We start from the raw sequence: 13200 nt of genomic DNA, 5'->3' as shown, positions 1-13200 counted from the left end.
CCCGTCACTCAGGGTTGTCCGCGAGGGATCTCGCCGCCCGGACGCAGTGCGCGAGAACCCGGCGCGCGTACGCGGGGGAAGCGCCCGCGAGTCCGCATGCCGGGGTGACGGTCACCGCCTCCGCGAGTAGCCCCGGATGCAGCCCCAGCCTGCGCCACAGCGTCCTGACACCCATGACGCTACCGGCCGGGTCCGACAACGGGCCCTCCGTGGTCGGCACGACACCGGCGAACAGCCGTGTCCCTCCTTCCACGGCCTCACCGATCACGTCGTCGTCACGCTCGGTGAGGAGCGAGAAGTCGAAGGAGACCGCGGCGGCGCCCGCCCGGCGCAGCAGCGCGAACGGGACGTCCGGGGCGCAGGAGTGCACGACGACCGGGCCGTCGGCGTGCGCGGCGACGAGGTCCCGCAGGCCGGCCTCGACGACCTGCCGGTCCACGGCGCGGTGCGTGCGGTAGCCGCTGGCGGTCTTGACCTGGCCGCGCAGAACGGCGGTGAGCGAGGGCTCGTCGAGCTGGAGGACGAGCTCCGCGCCGGGGATGCGGCGGCGCAGCTCGGCCAGATGCAGCCGCAGCCCCTCGGCGAGGGAGGCGGCCAGGTCGCGGCAGGCGCCGGCGTCGGAGAGGACGGACTCGCCGTTCCTCAGCTCGACGGCGGCGGCCAGCGTCCAGGGCCCCACCGCCTGCACCTTGAGCGGGCCCTCGTACCCCCGGGTGAACTCCTCCAGGGCGTCGAGGTCCTCGCCCAGCCAGGACCGGGCCCGCTTGGTGTCACGGCCCGGCCGGTCGCCGAGCCGCCAGCCGCTGGGCTCCACGCGCGCGTACAGCTCCACGAGCATCCCGGCGGTCCGCCCGATCATGTCGGCGCCGGGCCCCCGGCCGGGCAGTTCCGGCAGGAACGGGAAGTCCTCGAAGCTGCCGGTGACGGTCTTGACGGTCTCCCGGGCGTCCCCGCCGGGCATGGACCCGACACCGGTGGCGGCGCCGAACCTGAACTGGCTGTTTTCACTCACCCCGGAAGCCTATGCAACCGACCGGGGGTGACTTCAACGGGTGTGCCACGTGCCGTTCCAGGAATCCGAGCAGCCCGACCGGGTCGGCGACCGTGAGGTTGTTGCGGAAGCGGCAGATGTCGCCCCTGAAGTCGCCGGTCGTGGTCAGGACGCGCAGCTCCGCGAGGGCGTCGTCGTCGTAGATCTCGGCCGGCACGGGGCGGCGGCCGAGCGGCCCGGCGCCGTCGCCGCCCCGCAGGATCAGCGCGGCCTCGGTGCCGTCCCAGACCTCGTCCAGCCAGACCTGGACCTCGTCGGCGACCCTCTCATCGCCCGGGGCGCACTGTCAGGTCGTTGACCTCCGCGTCCCTCGGCAGGTCGATGGCCATCAGGAGGGTCGTCGCCACCGACTCGGGGTCGATCCACCGCTCGGGGTCGTACTCCTTGCCCTCCTGCTGGTGGACCTTGGCCTGCATCGGGCTCGCGGTGCGGCCGGGGTAGACGGAGGTGACCCGGACGCCGTTGTCGTGCTCCTCCTGGCGCAGGGAGTCGGCCAGCGCCTTCAGACCGTGCTTGGAGGCGGCGTACGCGGACCAGCCGGCGTGGGCGTTCAGGCCCGCGCCGGAGTTCACGAAGACCACGTGGCCGCGCGCGGCGCGCAGTTGCGGCAGGAAGTGGCGGGTGAGCTCGGCGGGGGCGACGAGGTTGACGTTGAGCTGGTGGCGCCAGGACTTGGGGGTCAGCTCGCCGACCGGGCCGAGGTCGACGACCCCGGCGATGTGCAGCAGCGAGTCCACGCGGTCCGGGAGCGACTGGTGGGAGAAGGCCCAGGAGAGCTTGTCCGGGTCCGAGAGGTCGCCGACCAGCGTGCGGGCGCCGGGGAACTCCCCCGCCAGTTCCTTCGCGCGGCCCGCGTCGCGCGCGTGCAGCACGAGTTCGTCCCCGCGCGCGTGCAGACGGCGGGCGACCGCCGCGCCGATGCCGGAGCCCGCCCCGGTGATCACATGAAGAGCCATGCCCGCCATGCTCGCATCATTCGACGCCCAGACGCTCCTCCAGGTGGGCGAGCGCCCCCGCGGGCTCCTCCGGGAAGAACACCAGGTCGCTCAGCGGGCGGGGCAGGAAGCCCGCGGCCTCCATGCGGCGGAACTGCTGCTTCAGGCCGTCGTAGAAGCCGGCGGAGTTCATGACCACCACCGGTTTGGGTGCCCCCACGCCCTTAAGGCAGTGGGGGAGTGTGACCGCCCTTGCCGATCAGTCGCGCGAACTCGCGCGCGGGTCGTGTGTAGCGGTCGTCGAGGTCGGCGGCGGAGAGGAAGACGCAGATTCGCATGGAGCCAGCCTGGGCGGGAAGAACCGCGGGCCCGCGGGTGCTGTTCGGTGTATGGCCGAAGGACACACGATCACCATCGAACAGGGCGAGCAGCGCGTGCGCGTGGTGCACGGGGAGCAGGTGCTGGCGGAGTCCAGCCGCCCGCTGGTACTGCGAGAGACCGGCTGTCCCCCGCGGTACTACTTCCCCGCCGAGGACGTGCGCGTCGACCTCCTCACGCCCTCCGACACCCATACCTACTGCCCCTTCAAGGGCACTGCGTCCTACTGGTCCCTGCCGGACGCCAAGGACCTCGTATGGGCCTATCCCGAGCCCAAGGACGGGGTCGCCCGGATCAAGGGACACTTCTGCTTCTACGAAGTAGAAGTGTCGTAACCGACGAGCCGCCCGGGCGGTGGCAGTCTCCACAAGCATGGACAAGCAGATCACTTCGCGCGACGGGACGCCCCTCGCGTACGCACGCACCGGGCAGGGCCCCGCGGTCGTCCTCGTGAGCGGCGCGATGTCCACGGGCGCCACGGTGGCCCCGCTGGCCGCGCGGCTCGCGGACCGCTTCACCGTGGTCCCGTACGACCGCCGGGGCCGCGGCGCGAGCGGCGACACCCCGCCGTACGCCGTGGCCCGCGAGGTCGAGGACCTGGCCGCACTGATCGAGGCGGTGGGCGGGGACGCGGCCCTGTACGGCATCTCGTCGGGCGGCGCGCTCGCGCTCACGGCGGCGGCGAGCGGGCTGCCGGTCCGTCAGGTGGCGGTGTACGAGCCGCCGTTCGCCGTGTACGAGGGCGGCGCCGAGGAACGCGCGCGGTACACCCGCAACCTGACGGAGGCCCTCGCTCAGGGGCGGCACGGCGACGCCGTGGAGCACTTCCTGCGGCTGACCGGGCTGGCCGAGACGATGATCCAGGGCGCCCGTCAGTCCCCCATCTGGGCCGACATGGAGGCCATCGCGCCGACCCTGGCCTACGACGACGCCGTGATGGGCGACGGACTGGTGCCCCGGGAACGGCTGGCCGCGATCACCGTCCCGGTGCTGGCCGTCGCGGGCGGGGCGAGCCCCGCCTGGCTGCGCGAGGCCACCCGGGCGGTCGCGGAGACGGCACCCGAGGGCTCGTACCGCACCCTGGAGGACCAGACCCACATGGTGGACCCGGACGTGCTCGCACCGGTGCTGGCGGAGTTCTTCGCCGGCTCCTAGACCGCCGCGGCCGTCGCGCGGGTCGTCGAGGCGATCGTCGCCGAGCCCACCACGCGCGTGCCGTCGTACAGGACGATCGCCTGGCCGGGGGCGACGCCGCGGACCGGCTCGGTGAAGGACACCCGCAGCTCGCCGTCCACGGGATGGGCCGTCACCTCGGTCTCGCCGCCGTGCGCGCGCAGCTGCGCGGTGTACGTGCCGGGGCCGGTGGGCGCCGCGCCGCACCAGCGCGGCTTGATCGCGGTGAGGGCGGTGACGTCGAGGGCGGCGGCCGGGCCGACGGTCACCGTGTTGTCGACCGGGGAGATGTCGAGGACGTAGCGCGGCTTGCCGTCGGCGGCCGGGGTGCCGATGCGCAGCCCCTTGCGCTGGCCGATGGTGAAGCCGTACGCGCCCTCGTGCGAGCCGATCTTGGCACCGGACTCGTCGACGATGTCGCCCTCGGCCTTGCCGAGGCGGGAGGCGAGGAAGCCCTGGGTGTCGCCGTCGGCGATGAAGCAGATGTCGTGCGAGTCGGGCTTCTTCGCGACCGCGAGGCCGCGGCGCTCGGCCTCCGCGCGGATCTCGTCCTTGGTCGTCACCGTGTCGCCCAGCGGGAACAGGGCGTGCGCGAGCTGCTTCTCGTCCAGGACGCCGAGGACGTACGACTGGTCCTTGGCCATGTCGGAGGCGCGGTGCAGCTCGCGGGTGCCGTCCTCGTTCACGATCACCTTGGCGTAGTGGCCGGTGCAGACGGCGTCGAAGCCGAGGGCCAGCGCCTTGTCGAGCAGGGCGGCGAACTTGATCTTCTCGTTGCAGCGCAGGCACGGGTTGGGGGTGCGGCCGGCCTCGTACTCGGCGACGAAGTCCTCGACGACGTCCTCGCGGAAACGGTCGGCGAGGTCCCAGACGTAGAACGGGATGCCGATGACGTCGGCGGCGCGGCGGGCGTCACGCGAGTCCTCGATGGTGCAGCAGCCCCGCGCGCCGGTGCGGAACGACTGCGGGTTCGCGGAGAGCGCGAGGTGGACGCCGGTCACGTCGTGGCCCGCCTCGGCCGCGCGGGCGGCGGCGACGGCGGAGTCCACGCCGCCGGACATGGCGGCGAGGACGCGGAGGGGGCGGGTGCGCTGCGGTGTCTCAGTCATAACCCTTCCAGGGTACGGGTGCGTGGGAACCGGGATCCGCGCGTATGCGTTGACGATCACATGGGGGCGACACGGGCGGGTGCGGCGAGCGGCGACTCGGATCGGCGGCTGGGGCGGCGGGCCCTGCTCATCGGCGGGGCCGCGGCCGCCGTCGGCACGGCCGCGCTCGCCCGGGACGAGCTCTCCCACCTGTGGTGGCGGCTGCCGGGTGTGGAGAAGTCGCGGGTGGCGGGGGCGGTGGACTTCCGGGGCGCGCGCTGGGTGGCCGCGTCCCCGGCGAACTACCGGCGGGCGGACCGGCCCGACGACTACCGGATCGACCGGGTGGTCGTCCATGTCACCCAGGGCAGCTACCGGACCGCGGTGAAGGTCTTCCAGGACCCGGCGCACGAGGCGGCGGCGCACTACATCGTGCGCAAGGACGGGCGCGTGACCCAGCTGATCCGCGAGCTGGACGTGGCGTTCCACGCGGGGAACAGGTCGTACAACGAGCGCAGCGTCGGCATCGAGCACGAGGGGTTCGTGGAGCACGCCTCGTCCTTCACGGACGCGATGTACGCGTCCTCGGCGCGGCTGACGGCCACGATATGCGGGCGGTACGGCATACCGGTCGACCGGGAGCACATCATCGGGCACGTGGAGGTGCCGGGCACCGACCACACGGATCCCGGGCGGTACTGGGACTGGGGCCGGTACATGAGGCTGGTGAGCCGGGCGAGCGCGAAGTGACGCGCGTGCACGCGGTGGTGGGCGGTGGCGCCGCGGACCTCAGCTGAGTCCCGCGGCGCGAGCGCGTTCGACCGCGGGGCCGATGGCCTTGGCGACGGCGTCGACGTCGGCCCGAGTGGAGGTGTGGCCGAGGGAGAAGCGCAGGGTGCCGCGGGCCAGGTCCGGGTCGGCGCCGGTGGCGAGCAGGACATGGCTGGGCTGGGCGACGCCGGCGGTGCAGGCGGAACCGGTCGAGCACTCGATGCCCTGGGCGTCCAGGAGCAGCAGCAGGGAGTCGCCCTCGCAGCCCGGGAAGGTGAAGTGGGCGTTGGCCGGGAGGCGGTCGACGGGGTCGCCCCCGAGGATCGCGTCCGGAACCGCCGTACGGACGGCCTCGATCAGGGCGTCGCGCAGGGCGCCGATCTCGCGGGCGAACCACTCGCGCTGCTCGGCGGCCAGCCGCGCGGCCACCGCGAAGGAGGCAACGGCCGGAACGTCGAGGGTGCCGGAGCGGACATGGCGCTCCTGCCCGCCGCCGTGCAGGACCGGTACGGGGGTGTACTCGCGGCCGAGGAGGAGCGCGCCGATGCCGTACGGGCCGCCGATCTTGTGGCCGGAGACCGTCATCGCGGCGAGGCCCGAGGCGGCGAAGTCGACCGGGACCTGGCCGACGGCCTGGACCGCGTCGGCGTGCAGGGGGATGCCGAACTCCTCCGCCACGTCGGCCAGTTCACGGACGGCCATGACCGTGCCGATCTCGTTGTTGGCCCACATCACGGTGGCGAGCGCGACGTCGTCGGGATCGCGGGCGACGGCCTCGCGCAGGGCGTCGGGGTGGACGCGGCCGTAGGCATCGACGGGGAGGTACTCGACGGTGGCGCCCTCGTGTTCGCCGAGCCAGTGGACGGCGTCGAGGACCGCGTGGTGCTCGACGGGGCTGGCGAGGACCCGGGTGCGGCGGGGATCGGCGTCGCGGCGCGACCAGTACAGGCCCTTGACGGCCAGGTTGTCTGCCTCGGTTCCGCCGGAGGTGAGGACGACCTCGCTGGGGCGGGCGCCGAGGGCGTCGGCGAGCGTCTCGCGGGACTCCTCGACCGTGCGGCGGGCCGCGCGGCCGGACGCGTGGAGGGAGGAGGCGTTGCCGGTGACGCTCAGCGCGGCAGTCAGTGCCTCTGCCGCCTCCGGGAGCATGGGGGTGGTCGCGGCGTGGTCGAGGTAAGCCATGGTGAGCCCGATTCTACGGGCCCCGTTCGGCGCCCCTGCGTCAAGGCCGGGCGGTGGCGGCCGTGCCCCGTCGTCCTCGGGGCGTCAGCCGTCGGTCAGGGCTCGTTCCTCGGGTTCACAGGCTCCACGACACGGTGTGGGACAGCTCCATGGCGACCACCAGGACCGCCAGGTCGGCCACGCCCAGCCCCAGGCCCAGGTACGCGCGGCCGCGGCGGCTCGTACCGCGCCAGAGCGCGACGGCGGCCAGGGCGATGGCGATCGGACCGAGGAAGACGTTGAGGACCAGCAGGCCGAGGAGGCCGAGGATGAAGGACGCCACGGCCATGCCGTCGGCGTCGCGGGTGGGCGTACGGGTTTCGGTGCGGCCCCGGGCCGGTGCGGTGAGTTGCATGGTGCTCAGCTCCTGAAAGTCGGTTCGGACGGTCAGTTGGCCGATGAGTGGCGACGGCGGCCGTGGCGCTCGCGGAGCGCGAAGACGCCGAGCCAGACGGCGATGACGGCGGCCACGACGGCGGTGACGCCCAGCGGCGCGTGGGCGACGGTGCCCAGCACCACACCGAGCAGCATCAGCGCGGCGACAAGGAACAGCATGGGATTCGATCCCCCTCCGTAAAGTTTCGGTGAACAGTTGTAGTAACAGTTGTTCACTGACTCCGAGTCTAGCGCGCCGCACGGCTTTTCAATTCCGGAGAACAGTTGTTAACTGGATGACATGAGTCACACCCTTGGGATCCGGCAGGCCCAGAAACAGAAGACCCGGCAGGCGCTCCTGGACGCGGGGCTCGGGCTGCTGGAGGAGCAGAGCCTGAGCAGCCTGGGCCTGCGCGAGGTCACCCGTGCCGTGGGCGTCGCCCCGACCGCCTTCTACCGGCACTTCCGCTCCACGGCGGACCTCGGCGTCGCGCTCGTCGACGAGGCGCTCGGCAGCCTGCACCCCATGGTGCACACGGCGGTGTCCACGGCCGGCGACAGCGACGAGCGCATCACCCGCGCCATCCGGTTGATCGCCCGGCACGTGGAGACGCACCCCGCGCACGTCCGGTTCATCGCCCGCGAACGGCACGGCGGCGTCCAGCCGGTGCGGGAGGCCATCCGCGCCCAACTGACCCGGTTCGCCGAGGAGGTCAAGGCCGAACTGGCCAACGACCCCGAGGCGACGGGCTGGAACGACGACGACCTGCGCATGCTCGCGCACCTCTACGTCGACCAGATGCTCATCACCGCCTCCCTGTTCCTGGAGGCGCTGGAGGCCTCGGCCTCGGAGGACGAGCTGGAGCGCGTCGCCCAGGTCGCGACCCGCCAGCTGCGGCTGATCACCATCGGCCGCCGGCACTGGCTGGGCTGACCCCGCCACGACGCGAGGGGGCGGCGCGCCCGCATCCCGGACGCGCCGCCCCCTCGTATCCCGTACGCCTTCCGTACGGCCGAACCCCGTACGCCTTCGTACGGCCCTCCCGCTCAGCCCTGCCGGGCCTGCTGCCCCTCCTGGCCCTGCCCCGGCCGCCCGCCGCCGGGGCCGCCGCAGCCGCCGCCCCGAGCGCCTCCGGGGCCGCCCTGGCCGCCGCCGGGCCCGCCGCTCGGCATGCCCGAGGGGGCGCCGCTCGGGACGCCGGTCCCCGTGCCGGTCGGCCTGCCCGCGGCAGCGGTCGGCATGCCGGACGGGGCGCCGCTCGGGCGCCCGGAGGCGCCGCCGGTGGGCAGCCCGGAGGGCGCCTGACAGCCCTTCCGCGCACCGGAGTTGCCGCCGGAGGACGAGGAGTCGCCCGAGCCGCACGCGGTCAGCAGCAGCGGGGACAGCGCCAGCAGGGCGACGGCGGGGACGAGGCGTGCACGCTTCATGAGGGACAGCTCCACGAAAGACGAGAGGGACCTGAGGCGGGCACTCAATCAACGGCGCCTGAGCCGTTCTTGGGCCCGCCCTGTCCCTGGCCTGTCAATCGGGCAAAGCACGTCCCAAGGACCCCCGTCGACCTGCGACGTCAGTCGGCGGTCCGGGCCGACGGCCGGTACAAGGCCATGACAGAACCCGCCGCCTCGGCGAGATGCGCCCGCACCTCGGGCGGCGAGAGCACCTCCACCCGGTCGGCGAACACGAGGAGTTGGCGGGCGGCGAGGACCGCGGGATACGTCAGCCGGGCGGTCACCCACTCGCTCTCGCCGTCGTCCTCGGGGGGTTCGGCCAGCGACGGGGCCGTCAGGCGCAGGAACAGGCCGAGCCGCTCCCGGTGGACCCGCACGGTGACGTCGACGCCGCCCGGCCGGTCCTCGACCTGGCGGCGCAGCACCTCCCAGGCGTCGGCGAGTTCGACGCCGGGCCGGCGCCGCACGGGATCGTCGAGGAGCGTGGCCGACACCACCCGGTCCGCCCGGAACAGCTGCGGCTTCGCCCGCCGGTCGGCGACCAGGTACCAGATGCCCGCCTTGGCGACCAGGCCGTACGGATCGACGGTGTACGTCCGCGTCTCCCGCTCCCCGCCGTGCCGGTAGCGCAGCCGCAGCCGCCGGTCGGCGAACACCGCGTCCTGCAGCACCGCCAGGTCGACCAGCTTGCGCGGGCCGCCCCGCCAGCGTGTGGCGTCGACCAGGATGCGGCGCGAGGTGACCTCCGCCGCGGGGCGATGCGGCGCCGGTAGGGCGGCCATCACCTTGCGCAGCGCCGAGCCGAGCGCCGCGTCGAGGCCCAGCGCGGCGTGCGCGCCCTGGGCGGCCAGGATGAACAGCGCCCGGGACTCGTCGGCGGTCAGCCCGGTCACGTCCGTACGGAATCCGGCGAGGAGCTCGATGCCGCCGTGCCGCCCGCGCTCGGCGTACACCGGGACGCCCGAGGCCGACAGGGCCTCGACGTCCCGGTAGATGGTGCGCACCGACACCTCCAGCCGGTCGGCGAGTTCGTGCGCGGGGACCCGGCCGCGGGTCTGCAGGAGCAACAGGATCGACAGCAGGCGGTCGGACTTCACCCGGTCAGGGTCGCGCCCCGGAGCGTCCGAGGCAAATGTTGACGGAAACTGTCAGGTTATTCGCCGATCCTCGCCACACCGACGCACGGAGAGGCACACCATGAACCCGATCGACCCCCGCCCCCTCTACACCCGCGCCACCGAGCAGGCGGCCGCACTCGTCAAGACCGTGGGGCCCGAGCACCTGGCCGGGCCGACGCCCTGTTCCGAGTTCGACGTCCGCACCCTGCTGAGCCACATGGTCGGCGGCACGCTGCGGATCGCGGTGGTCGGCGAGGGCGGCGACGGCCTGGCCGTGCACCCCTTCGCCGAAGGCGTCGGGGACGACGACTGGGCGGCCGCGTACGAGGAGGCCAGGGCGCGGGCCGTCCGGGCCTGGGAGCCCGACGAGCGGATGGCCGCGACCGTGCGCGTGCCCTGGGGCGAGGTCCCGGGCCACGCGGCGCTGTCCGGCTACGTGATGGAGATCGTGACGCACACCTGGGACCTCGCCGAGGCCCTCGGCGGCCCGTACGAATTCGACCCCGAACCGGCCGAGTTCGCGCTCGCGGTCGCGCGCCGCGTGCTGCCCGACGCCGAGCGCGGGACGGGCGGCCCCTTCGGCTCCGTACGGGAGGCCGCCGAGGGAGCCGACGTCTACGGGCGACTGGCGGCCTGGCTGGGGCGCGAGCCGCTCAGCCGCGCTTGACCCGGGCCAGCTGGCGGGACTGCGCGACCAGCCGGTCCGCGCTGTCCCAGACCTCGGCGTCCTCCTCCAGGAAGCCGCCGGCCAGGTTGCGGGTGGTGATCGACACCCGCAGCGGGCCGGGGGCCGGGCGGTGACGCACGTGCACGGTCAGTTCGACCGTGGGGACCCAGCCGGAGATGCCGATCTCGAACGCGGTGGGCGGCAGGGCGTCCACCGCGAGCAGCATCGCGAGGGGGTCGGCGTCCCGGCCGTCGGCGAGGCCGAACCAGGAGCGCATCTCGCCCTTGCCGGACGGGGCGCCGAGGGCCCAGCCCAGGGTGCTGGGGTCGAGCTTGAGCATCAGGCGCTCGGCGATGGGGGACGTGTCGTCGACCGGGCTCGGACCGTCCTCCGGGCCGATGCAGTGCTCCAGGGGCGGGAACGCGGGCGGCCGGGCCGTCGTGCGGACGTCGTCCGGGAGCGTGCCGAGATCGCCGTAGGAGGCGAGGACGCGGATGCGCTCGACCTCGTGACCCGCCTCGTCCCGCTGGAAGAGCGAGGCCTGGCCGGTGGAGAGGGTGCGGCCGGTGCGCACGGTCTCGGTGCGGATCACCGCGGGGCCGGGCCGGGAGGCCGTCAGGTAGTGCGCCGAGATGGTGAACGGGTCGGGGTGCGGCAGGGCGTCCGCGAGGGCGCGGCCGAGGACGGCGAGCAGATAGCCGCCGTTGACGGCGCCGAAGATGGTCCAGCCTGCGGACAGGTCGATGTCGTAGACACCGGGCTCGCGCCGGGTGACCGCCGTGTCGCGGTCGAACTCGCTGTCGCCGATCGAGGCACGCGCGGCGGGTGCGGTAGCTGCTTCTGCCATGCGTGAACCGTACAACAGGAAATTACTAAGCGGTAGCTTTTTCTCTTACCGCGAGGCGATCCGTCCCCCTGCTGGGTGAGGTTCCGGCAATTTCTCGGTAAGTGTCAGGACACGTCCACAACCCGGAGGCCGTCAATCCCCTCTATGGGGACATGAGCCTCACCGGGACTCCGTTCCTCTACACCGCGATGGCGCTGGCCGTCGTCGCCCTCATACTGCCCCTTGTCCTGTGGTCGCGGTTGCGCGGCCCCCGGTCCGTGCGCGCCGCGGCCCGGGTGCTGATGCTCCTCTTCGCCCAGGGCACCGCGGTGACCCTGGTCTTCGTGCTGGTCAACAACTCGAACAACCTGTACGACAACTGGGCCGACCTGCTCGGCACCGGCGACCACGTGCAGCAGGCCATCGACCTCGGTCGGGACGGTACCGGTGGGATAGCGGTGAAGAAGCTGCCCAAGGTCAAGCAGCAGTTCCACCGGGCCGCGGGGCCGGGCATGCACTCGGCAGGCGGGGTGCGGGTCACCCAGCTCAAGGGCCGGGTCTCGGGCGTGAACGCCGAGGTCTACGTCTGGCTGCCGCCGCAGTACAACGAGCCCGCCTACCGCCACCACCGGTTCCCCGTCGTGGAGGTGCTGCCCGGCTACCCCGGCTCCGCGAAGGCCTGGTTCGGCACGCTCAAGGCCCACGAGCAGCTGCTGCCGCTGATGCAGAGCGGCCAGGTGGCGCCGTTCATCATGGTGTCTCCGCGCACCACCCTGCTGGCCGGAGTGGACACCGGCTGCGCCAACATCACGGGCACCGTCAACGCCGACAGCTGGCTGAGCATCGACGTGCCGAAGATGGTCATGGACAACTTCCGCACCGAGCCCGCCCCCAAGGGCTGGGCGGTGGCCGGGTACTCGGCCGGCGCGCACTGCGCGGTCAAGCTGGCGGTCGCCCACCCCGACCGGTACCGGGCCGCGGTCGGCATGTCCGGCTACAACGACCCGATCAGCGAGCGCAATTCGCTGGCCGCCCAGAACCCGGCCGTGCGCGCCGCGAACAATCCTTACCTCCTTCTCAAGAAGGCGGCGGTTCCGCCCGCGATCGCGCTGTACATCTCCGGGCAGTCGGGCGACGGCTACCAGGCGGGCCTGGCCCTCCAGTCGGTGGCCAAGGCACCGACGACCGTGCACGTCCAGTTCGTGCCGCGCAGTGCGGGCGGCCACAACATGGCGCTGTGGCGGCCGCAGGTGACGACGGTCTTCCGCTGGCTGACGCTGCAGATGGGCAAGAGCCGCCCCGGAGCGGGGGCCGGCGCTACTCCTCCGTCACCGTCGACCGTCGATTCCAGGCGCGCGGCGCTCGCCAGTGGAAGCGCATCGCGAGAAGGCGCAGCACGAAAGCGGTGACCACGGCCAGGCCGCTGGTGAACGGGTTCAGCGCGTCGTAGTGGATGCACAGCGCCACCATGGTGGCGCCGACGATCGCCGGAACCGCGTACAGGTCCCGGTCCCAGCGCAGCAGCGAGGGCACCTCGTTGGCGAGTACGTCCCGGAGCACGCCGCCGCCGACCGCGGTGGCGAGGCCCAGGGTGGCCGAGGCGGTGAGGTTGAGGCCGTAGTCGTACGCCTTCGTGGTGCCCGCCACACAGAACAGCCCCAGGCCGGCCGCGTCGAAGATGTTCACGCCGACCTGGATCCGCTCCACCTGGGGATGCAGGAAGAAGACCAGGAGGGCGGCGAACAGCGGGGTGATGAAGTACCCCAGGTCCGTGAAGGCGGCCGGGGGCACGGCCCCGATGACCACGTCACGGAACAGCCCCCCGCCGAGTGCGGTGACCTCGGCGAGGACCGCTATGCCGAAGATGTCGAAGTTCTTGCGCACGGCCAGCAGCGCGCCGGAGATGGCGAACACGAAGATGCCGATGACGTCGATCGTGTGCTGGACGGAGGGGCTGAAGAGTTGCTGGAGCACCCTTACATTCTTACCTGCCGAGAGGCGTGAACCTTACAAAGCCAGGCTTACGCGGCCGTTTCCTGCCGTAAAAAGCAGAAGAGCGCGACCAGGACCCTGGTGGGGGTGAACCCGGTATAGCCCGACATTTGGGTGGAAACCGCCGCGGGCGGCTGCGCCCTGGGATACAACGGC

At 72.8% G+C, this 13200-nt stretch carries 17 protein-coding genes and 1 pseudogene; 6 read left to right on the top strand and 12 right to left on the bottom strand.

Annotated elements, in window-relative coordinates; all coding sequences use genetic code 11:
* Positions 1 to 4: 4 nt before the first annotated feature.
* From ACWGKT_RS31895 to ACWGKT_RS31880, 4 genes and pseudogenes are all read right to left on the bottom strand, one after another.
* On the bottom strand, positions 5 to 1012 hold the full coding sequence (locus ACWGKT_RS31895) for a methionine synthase (RefSeq protein ID WP_453276406.1): 1008 nt from the start codon (positions 1010 to 1012) through the stop codon (positions 5 to 7).
* Positions 1005 to 1208 carry a hypothetical protein gene (locus ACWGKT_RS31890; RefSeq protein WP_453276405.1) on the bottom strand — a complete coding sequence of 68 codons (204 nt, stop codon included), beginning with the start codon at positions 1206 to 1208 and terminating at the stop codon, positions 1005 to 1007. Before ACWGKT_RS31890 ends, ACWGKT_RS31895 begins: the two co-directional genes overlap by 8 nt.
* A 109-nt stretch (positions 1209 to 1317) precedes the next feature.
* Entirely contained in the window at positions 1318 to 2016 is a 699-nt protein-coding gene (locus tag ACWGKT_RS31885; protein WP_356149226.1) for an SDR family oxidoreductase, read from the bottom strand.
* Positions 2017 to 2023: 7 nt separating this feature from the next.
* A pseudogene (locus tag ACWGKT_RS31880) lies at positions 2024 to 2324 on the bottom strand (hypothetical protein).
* 51 nt (positions 2325 to 2375) lie between these two features.
* On the opposite strand from ACWGKT_RS31880, the gene ACWGKT_RS31875 reads away from it, so the two are divergent.
* Entirely contained in the window at positions 2376 to 2699 is a 324-nt protein-coding gene (locus ACWGKT_RS31875) for a DUF427 domain-containing protein (RefSeq protein WP_356149173.1), read from the top strand.
* Between the two features lie 37 nt (positions 2700 to 2736).
* Positions 2737 to 3519 (top strand): alpha/beta fold hydrolase, encoded by a 783-nt coding sequence (locus ACWGKT_RS31870; protein WP_453276404.1) that lies wholly within the window; start codon positions 2737 to 2739, stop codon positions 3517 to 3519.
* Here the strand turns inward: ACWGKT_RS31870 and mnmA are convergent.
* A complete protein-coding gene (gene mnmA, locus ACWGKT_RS31865) occupies positions 3516 to 4646 on the bottom strand; it encodes a tRNA 2-thiouridine(34) synthase MnmA (RefSeq protein WP_453276403.1) in 1131 nt (376 codons plus the stop codon). The genes ACWGKT_RS31870 and mnmA overlap by 4 nt on opposite strands.
* A gap of 60 nt (positions 4647 to 4706) precedes the next feature.
* On the opposite strand from mnmA, the gene ACWGKT_RS31860 reads away from it, so the two are divergent.
* On the top strand, positions 4707 to 5375 hold the full coding sequence (locus tag ACWGKT_RS31860; RefSeq protein WP_453276402.1) for an N-acetylmuramoyl-L-alanine amidase: 669 nt from the start codon (positions 4707 to 4709) through the stop codon (positions 5373 to 5375).
* 39 nt (positions 5376 to 5414) lie between these two features.
* On the opposite strand, the gene ACWGKT_RS31855 is transcribed toward ACWGKT_RS31860, so the two are convergent.
* From ACWGKT_RS31855 to ACWGKT_RS31845, 3 genes are all read right to left on the bottom strand, one after another.
* Positions 5415 to 6578: a cysteine desulfurase family protein gene (locus ACWGKT_RS31855; protein WP_453276401.1), complete on the bottom strand. Its 1164-nt coding sequence runs from the start codon at positions 6576 to 6578 to the stop codon at positions 5415 to 5417.
* A 115-nt stretch (positions 6579 to 6693) separates the two neighbouring features.
* The gene (locus ACWGKT_RS31850) at positions 6694 to 6972 is read right to left on the bottom strand and encodes a DUF4190 domain-containing protein (RefSeq protein WP_356149184.1); all 279 of its coding nucleotides are present in this window, start codon (positions 6970 to 6972) and stop codon (positions 6694 to 6696) included.
* Between the two features lie 32 nt (positions 6973 to 7004).
* Positions 7005 to 7172 (bottom strand): hypothetical protein, encoded by a 168-nt coding sequence (locus ACWGKT_RS31845; protein WP_235456543.1) that lies wholly within the window; start codon positions 7170 to 7172, stop codon positions 7005 to 7007.
* A gap of 121 nt (positions 7173 to 7293) precedes the next feature.
* Here ACWGKT_RS31845 and ACWGKT_RS31840 point away from each other — a divergent pair, with 121 nt between their 5' ends.
* On the top strand, positions 7294 to 7926 hold the full coding sequence (locus ACWGKT_RS31840; RefSeq protein ID WP_356149186.1) for a TetR family transcriptional regulator: 633 nt from the start codon (positions 7294 to 7296) through the stop codon (positions 7924 to 7926).
* Positions 7927 to 8039: 113 nt separating this feature from the next.
* Here ACWGKT_RS31840 and ACWGKT_RS31835 read toward each other — a convergent pair whose 3' ends face one another.
* Positions 8040 to 8420: a hypothetical protein gene (locus ACWGKT_RS31835; protein ID WP_453276400.1), complete on the bottom strand. Its 381-nt coding sequence runs from the start codon at positions 8418 to 8420 to the stop codon at positions 8040 to 8042.
* Between the two features lie 140 nt (positions 8421 to 8560).
* Positions 8561 to 9538, bottom strand: a complete 978-nt coding sequence (locus ACWGKT_RS31830) for a helix-turn-helix transcriptional regulator (RefSeq protein ID WP_453276399.1) — start codon at positions 9536 to 9538, stop codon at positions 8561 to 8563.
* A gap of 100 nt (positions 9539 to 9638) precedes the next feature.
* On the opposite strand from ACWGKT_RS31830, the gene ACWGKT_RS31825 reads away from it, so the two are divergent.
* Positions 9639 to 10226, top strand: a complete 588-nt coding sequence (locus ACWGKT_RS31825; protein WP_453276398.1) for a TIGR03086 family metal-binding protein — start codon at positions 9639 to 9641, stop codon at positions 10224 to 10226.
* On the opposite strand, the gene ACWGKT_RS31820 is transcribed toward ACWGKT_RS31825, so the two are convergent.
* Positions 10213 to 11073, bottom strand: a complete 861-nt coding sequence (locus ACWGKT_RS31820) for a thioesterase family protein (protein ID WP_356149198.1) — start codon at positions 11071 to 11073, stop codon at positions 10213 to 10215. The two genes, ACWGKT_RS31825 and ACWGKT_RS31820, sit on opposite strands and share 14 nt — an antisense overlap.
* A gap of 152 nt (positions 11074 to 11225) precedes the next feature.
* Between ACWGKT_RS31820 and ACWGKT_RS31815 the strand changes: the two genes are divergently transcribed.
* Positions 11226 to 12461, top strand: a complete 1236-nt coding sequence (locus ACWGKT_RS31815; RefSeq protein WP_356149201.1) for an alpha/beta hydrolase — start codon at positions 11226 to 11228, stop codon at positions 12459 to 12461.
* Here ACWGKT_RS31815 and ACWGKT_RS31810 read toward each other — a convergent pair.
* Positions 12370 to 13026, bottom strand: coding sequence for a trimeric intracellular cation channel family protein (locus tag ACWGKT_RS31810; protein WP_356149204.1), 657 nt, complete (start codon positions 13024 to 13026; stop codon positions 12370 to 12372). The two genes, ACWGKT_RS31815 and ACWGKT_RS31810, sit on opposite strands and share 92 nt — an antisense overlap.
* Positions 13027 to 13200: the final 174 nt, after the last annotated feature.

The sequence above is a fragment of the Streptomyces sp. NPDC054794 genome (genome assembly GCF_053611585.1).
The sequence above is the reverse complement of the archived record's forward strand: the minus strand, read 5'-3'. Positions and strand labels throughout refer to the sequence as shown.

Coding starts and splice junctions, on each gene's coding strand:
- ACWGKT_RS31885 (WP_356149226.1), bottom strand. CDS start 2,016: ATGGCGGGCATGGCTCTTCATGTGATCACCGGGGCGGGCTCCGGCATC.
- ACWGKT_RS31875 (WP_356149173.1), top strand. CDS start 2,376: ATGGCCGAAGGACACACGATCACCATCGAACAGGGCGAGCAGCGCGTG.
- ACWGKT_RS31870 (WP_453276404.1), top strand. CDS start 2,737: ATGGACAAGCAGATCACTTCGCGCGACGGGACGCCCCTCGCGTACGCA.
- mnmA (WP_453276403.1), bottom strand. CDS start 4,646: ATGACTGAGACACCGCAGCGCACCCGCCCCCTCCGCGTCCTCGCCGCC.
- ACWGKT_RS31860 (WP_453276402.1), top strand. CDS start 4,707: ATGGGGGCGACACGGGCGGGTGCGGCGAGCGGCGACTCGGATCGGCGG.
- ACWGKT_RS31855 (WP_453276401.1), bottom strand. CDS start 6,578: ATGGCTTACCTCGACCACGCCGCGACCACCCCCATGCTCCCGGAGGCG.
- ACWGKT_RS31850 (WP_356149184.1), bottom strand. CDS start 6,972: ATGCAACTCACCGCACCGGCCCGGGGCCGCACCGAAACCCGTACGCCC.
- ACWGKT_RS31845 (WP_235456543.1), bottom strand. CDS start 7,172: ATGCTGTTCCTTGTCGCCGCGCTGATGCTGCTCGGTGTGGTGCTGGGC.
- ACWGKT_RS31840 (WP_356149186.1), top strand. CDS start 7,294: ATGAGTCACACCCTTGGGATCCGGCAGGCCCAGAAACAGAAGACCCGG.
- ACWGKT_RS31835 (WP_453276400.1), bottom strand. CDS start 8,420: ATGAAGCGTGCACGCCTCGTCCCCGCCGTCGCCCTGCTGGCGCTGTCC.
- ACWGKT_RS31825 (WP_453276398.1), top strand. CDS start 9,639: ATGAACCCGATCGACCCCCGCCCCCTCTACACCCGCGCCACCGAGCAG.
- ACWGKT_RS31820 (WP_356149198.1), bottom strand. CDS start 11,073: ATGGCAGAAGCAGCTACCGCACCCGCCGCGCGTGCCTCGATCGGCGAC.
- ACWGKT_RS31815 (WP_356149201.1), top strand. CDS start 11,226: ATGAGCCTCACCGGGACTCCGTTCCTCTACACCGCGATGGCGCTGGCC.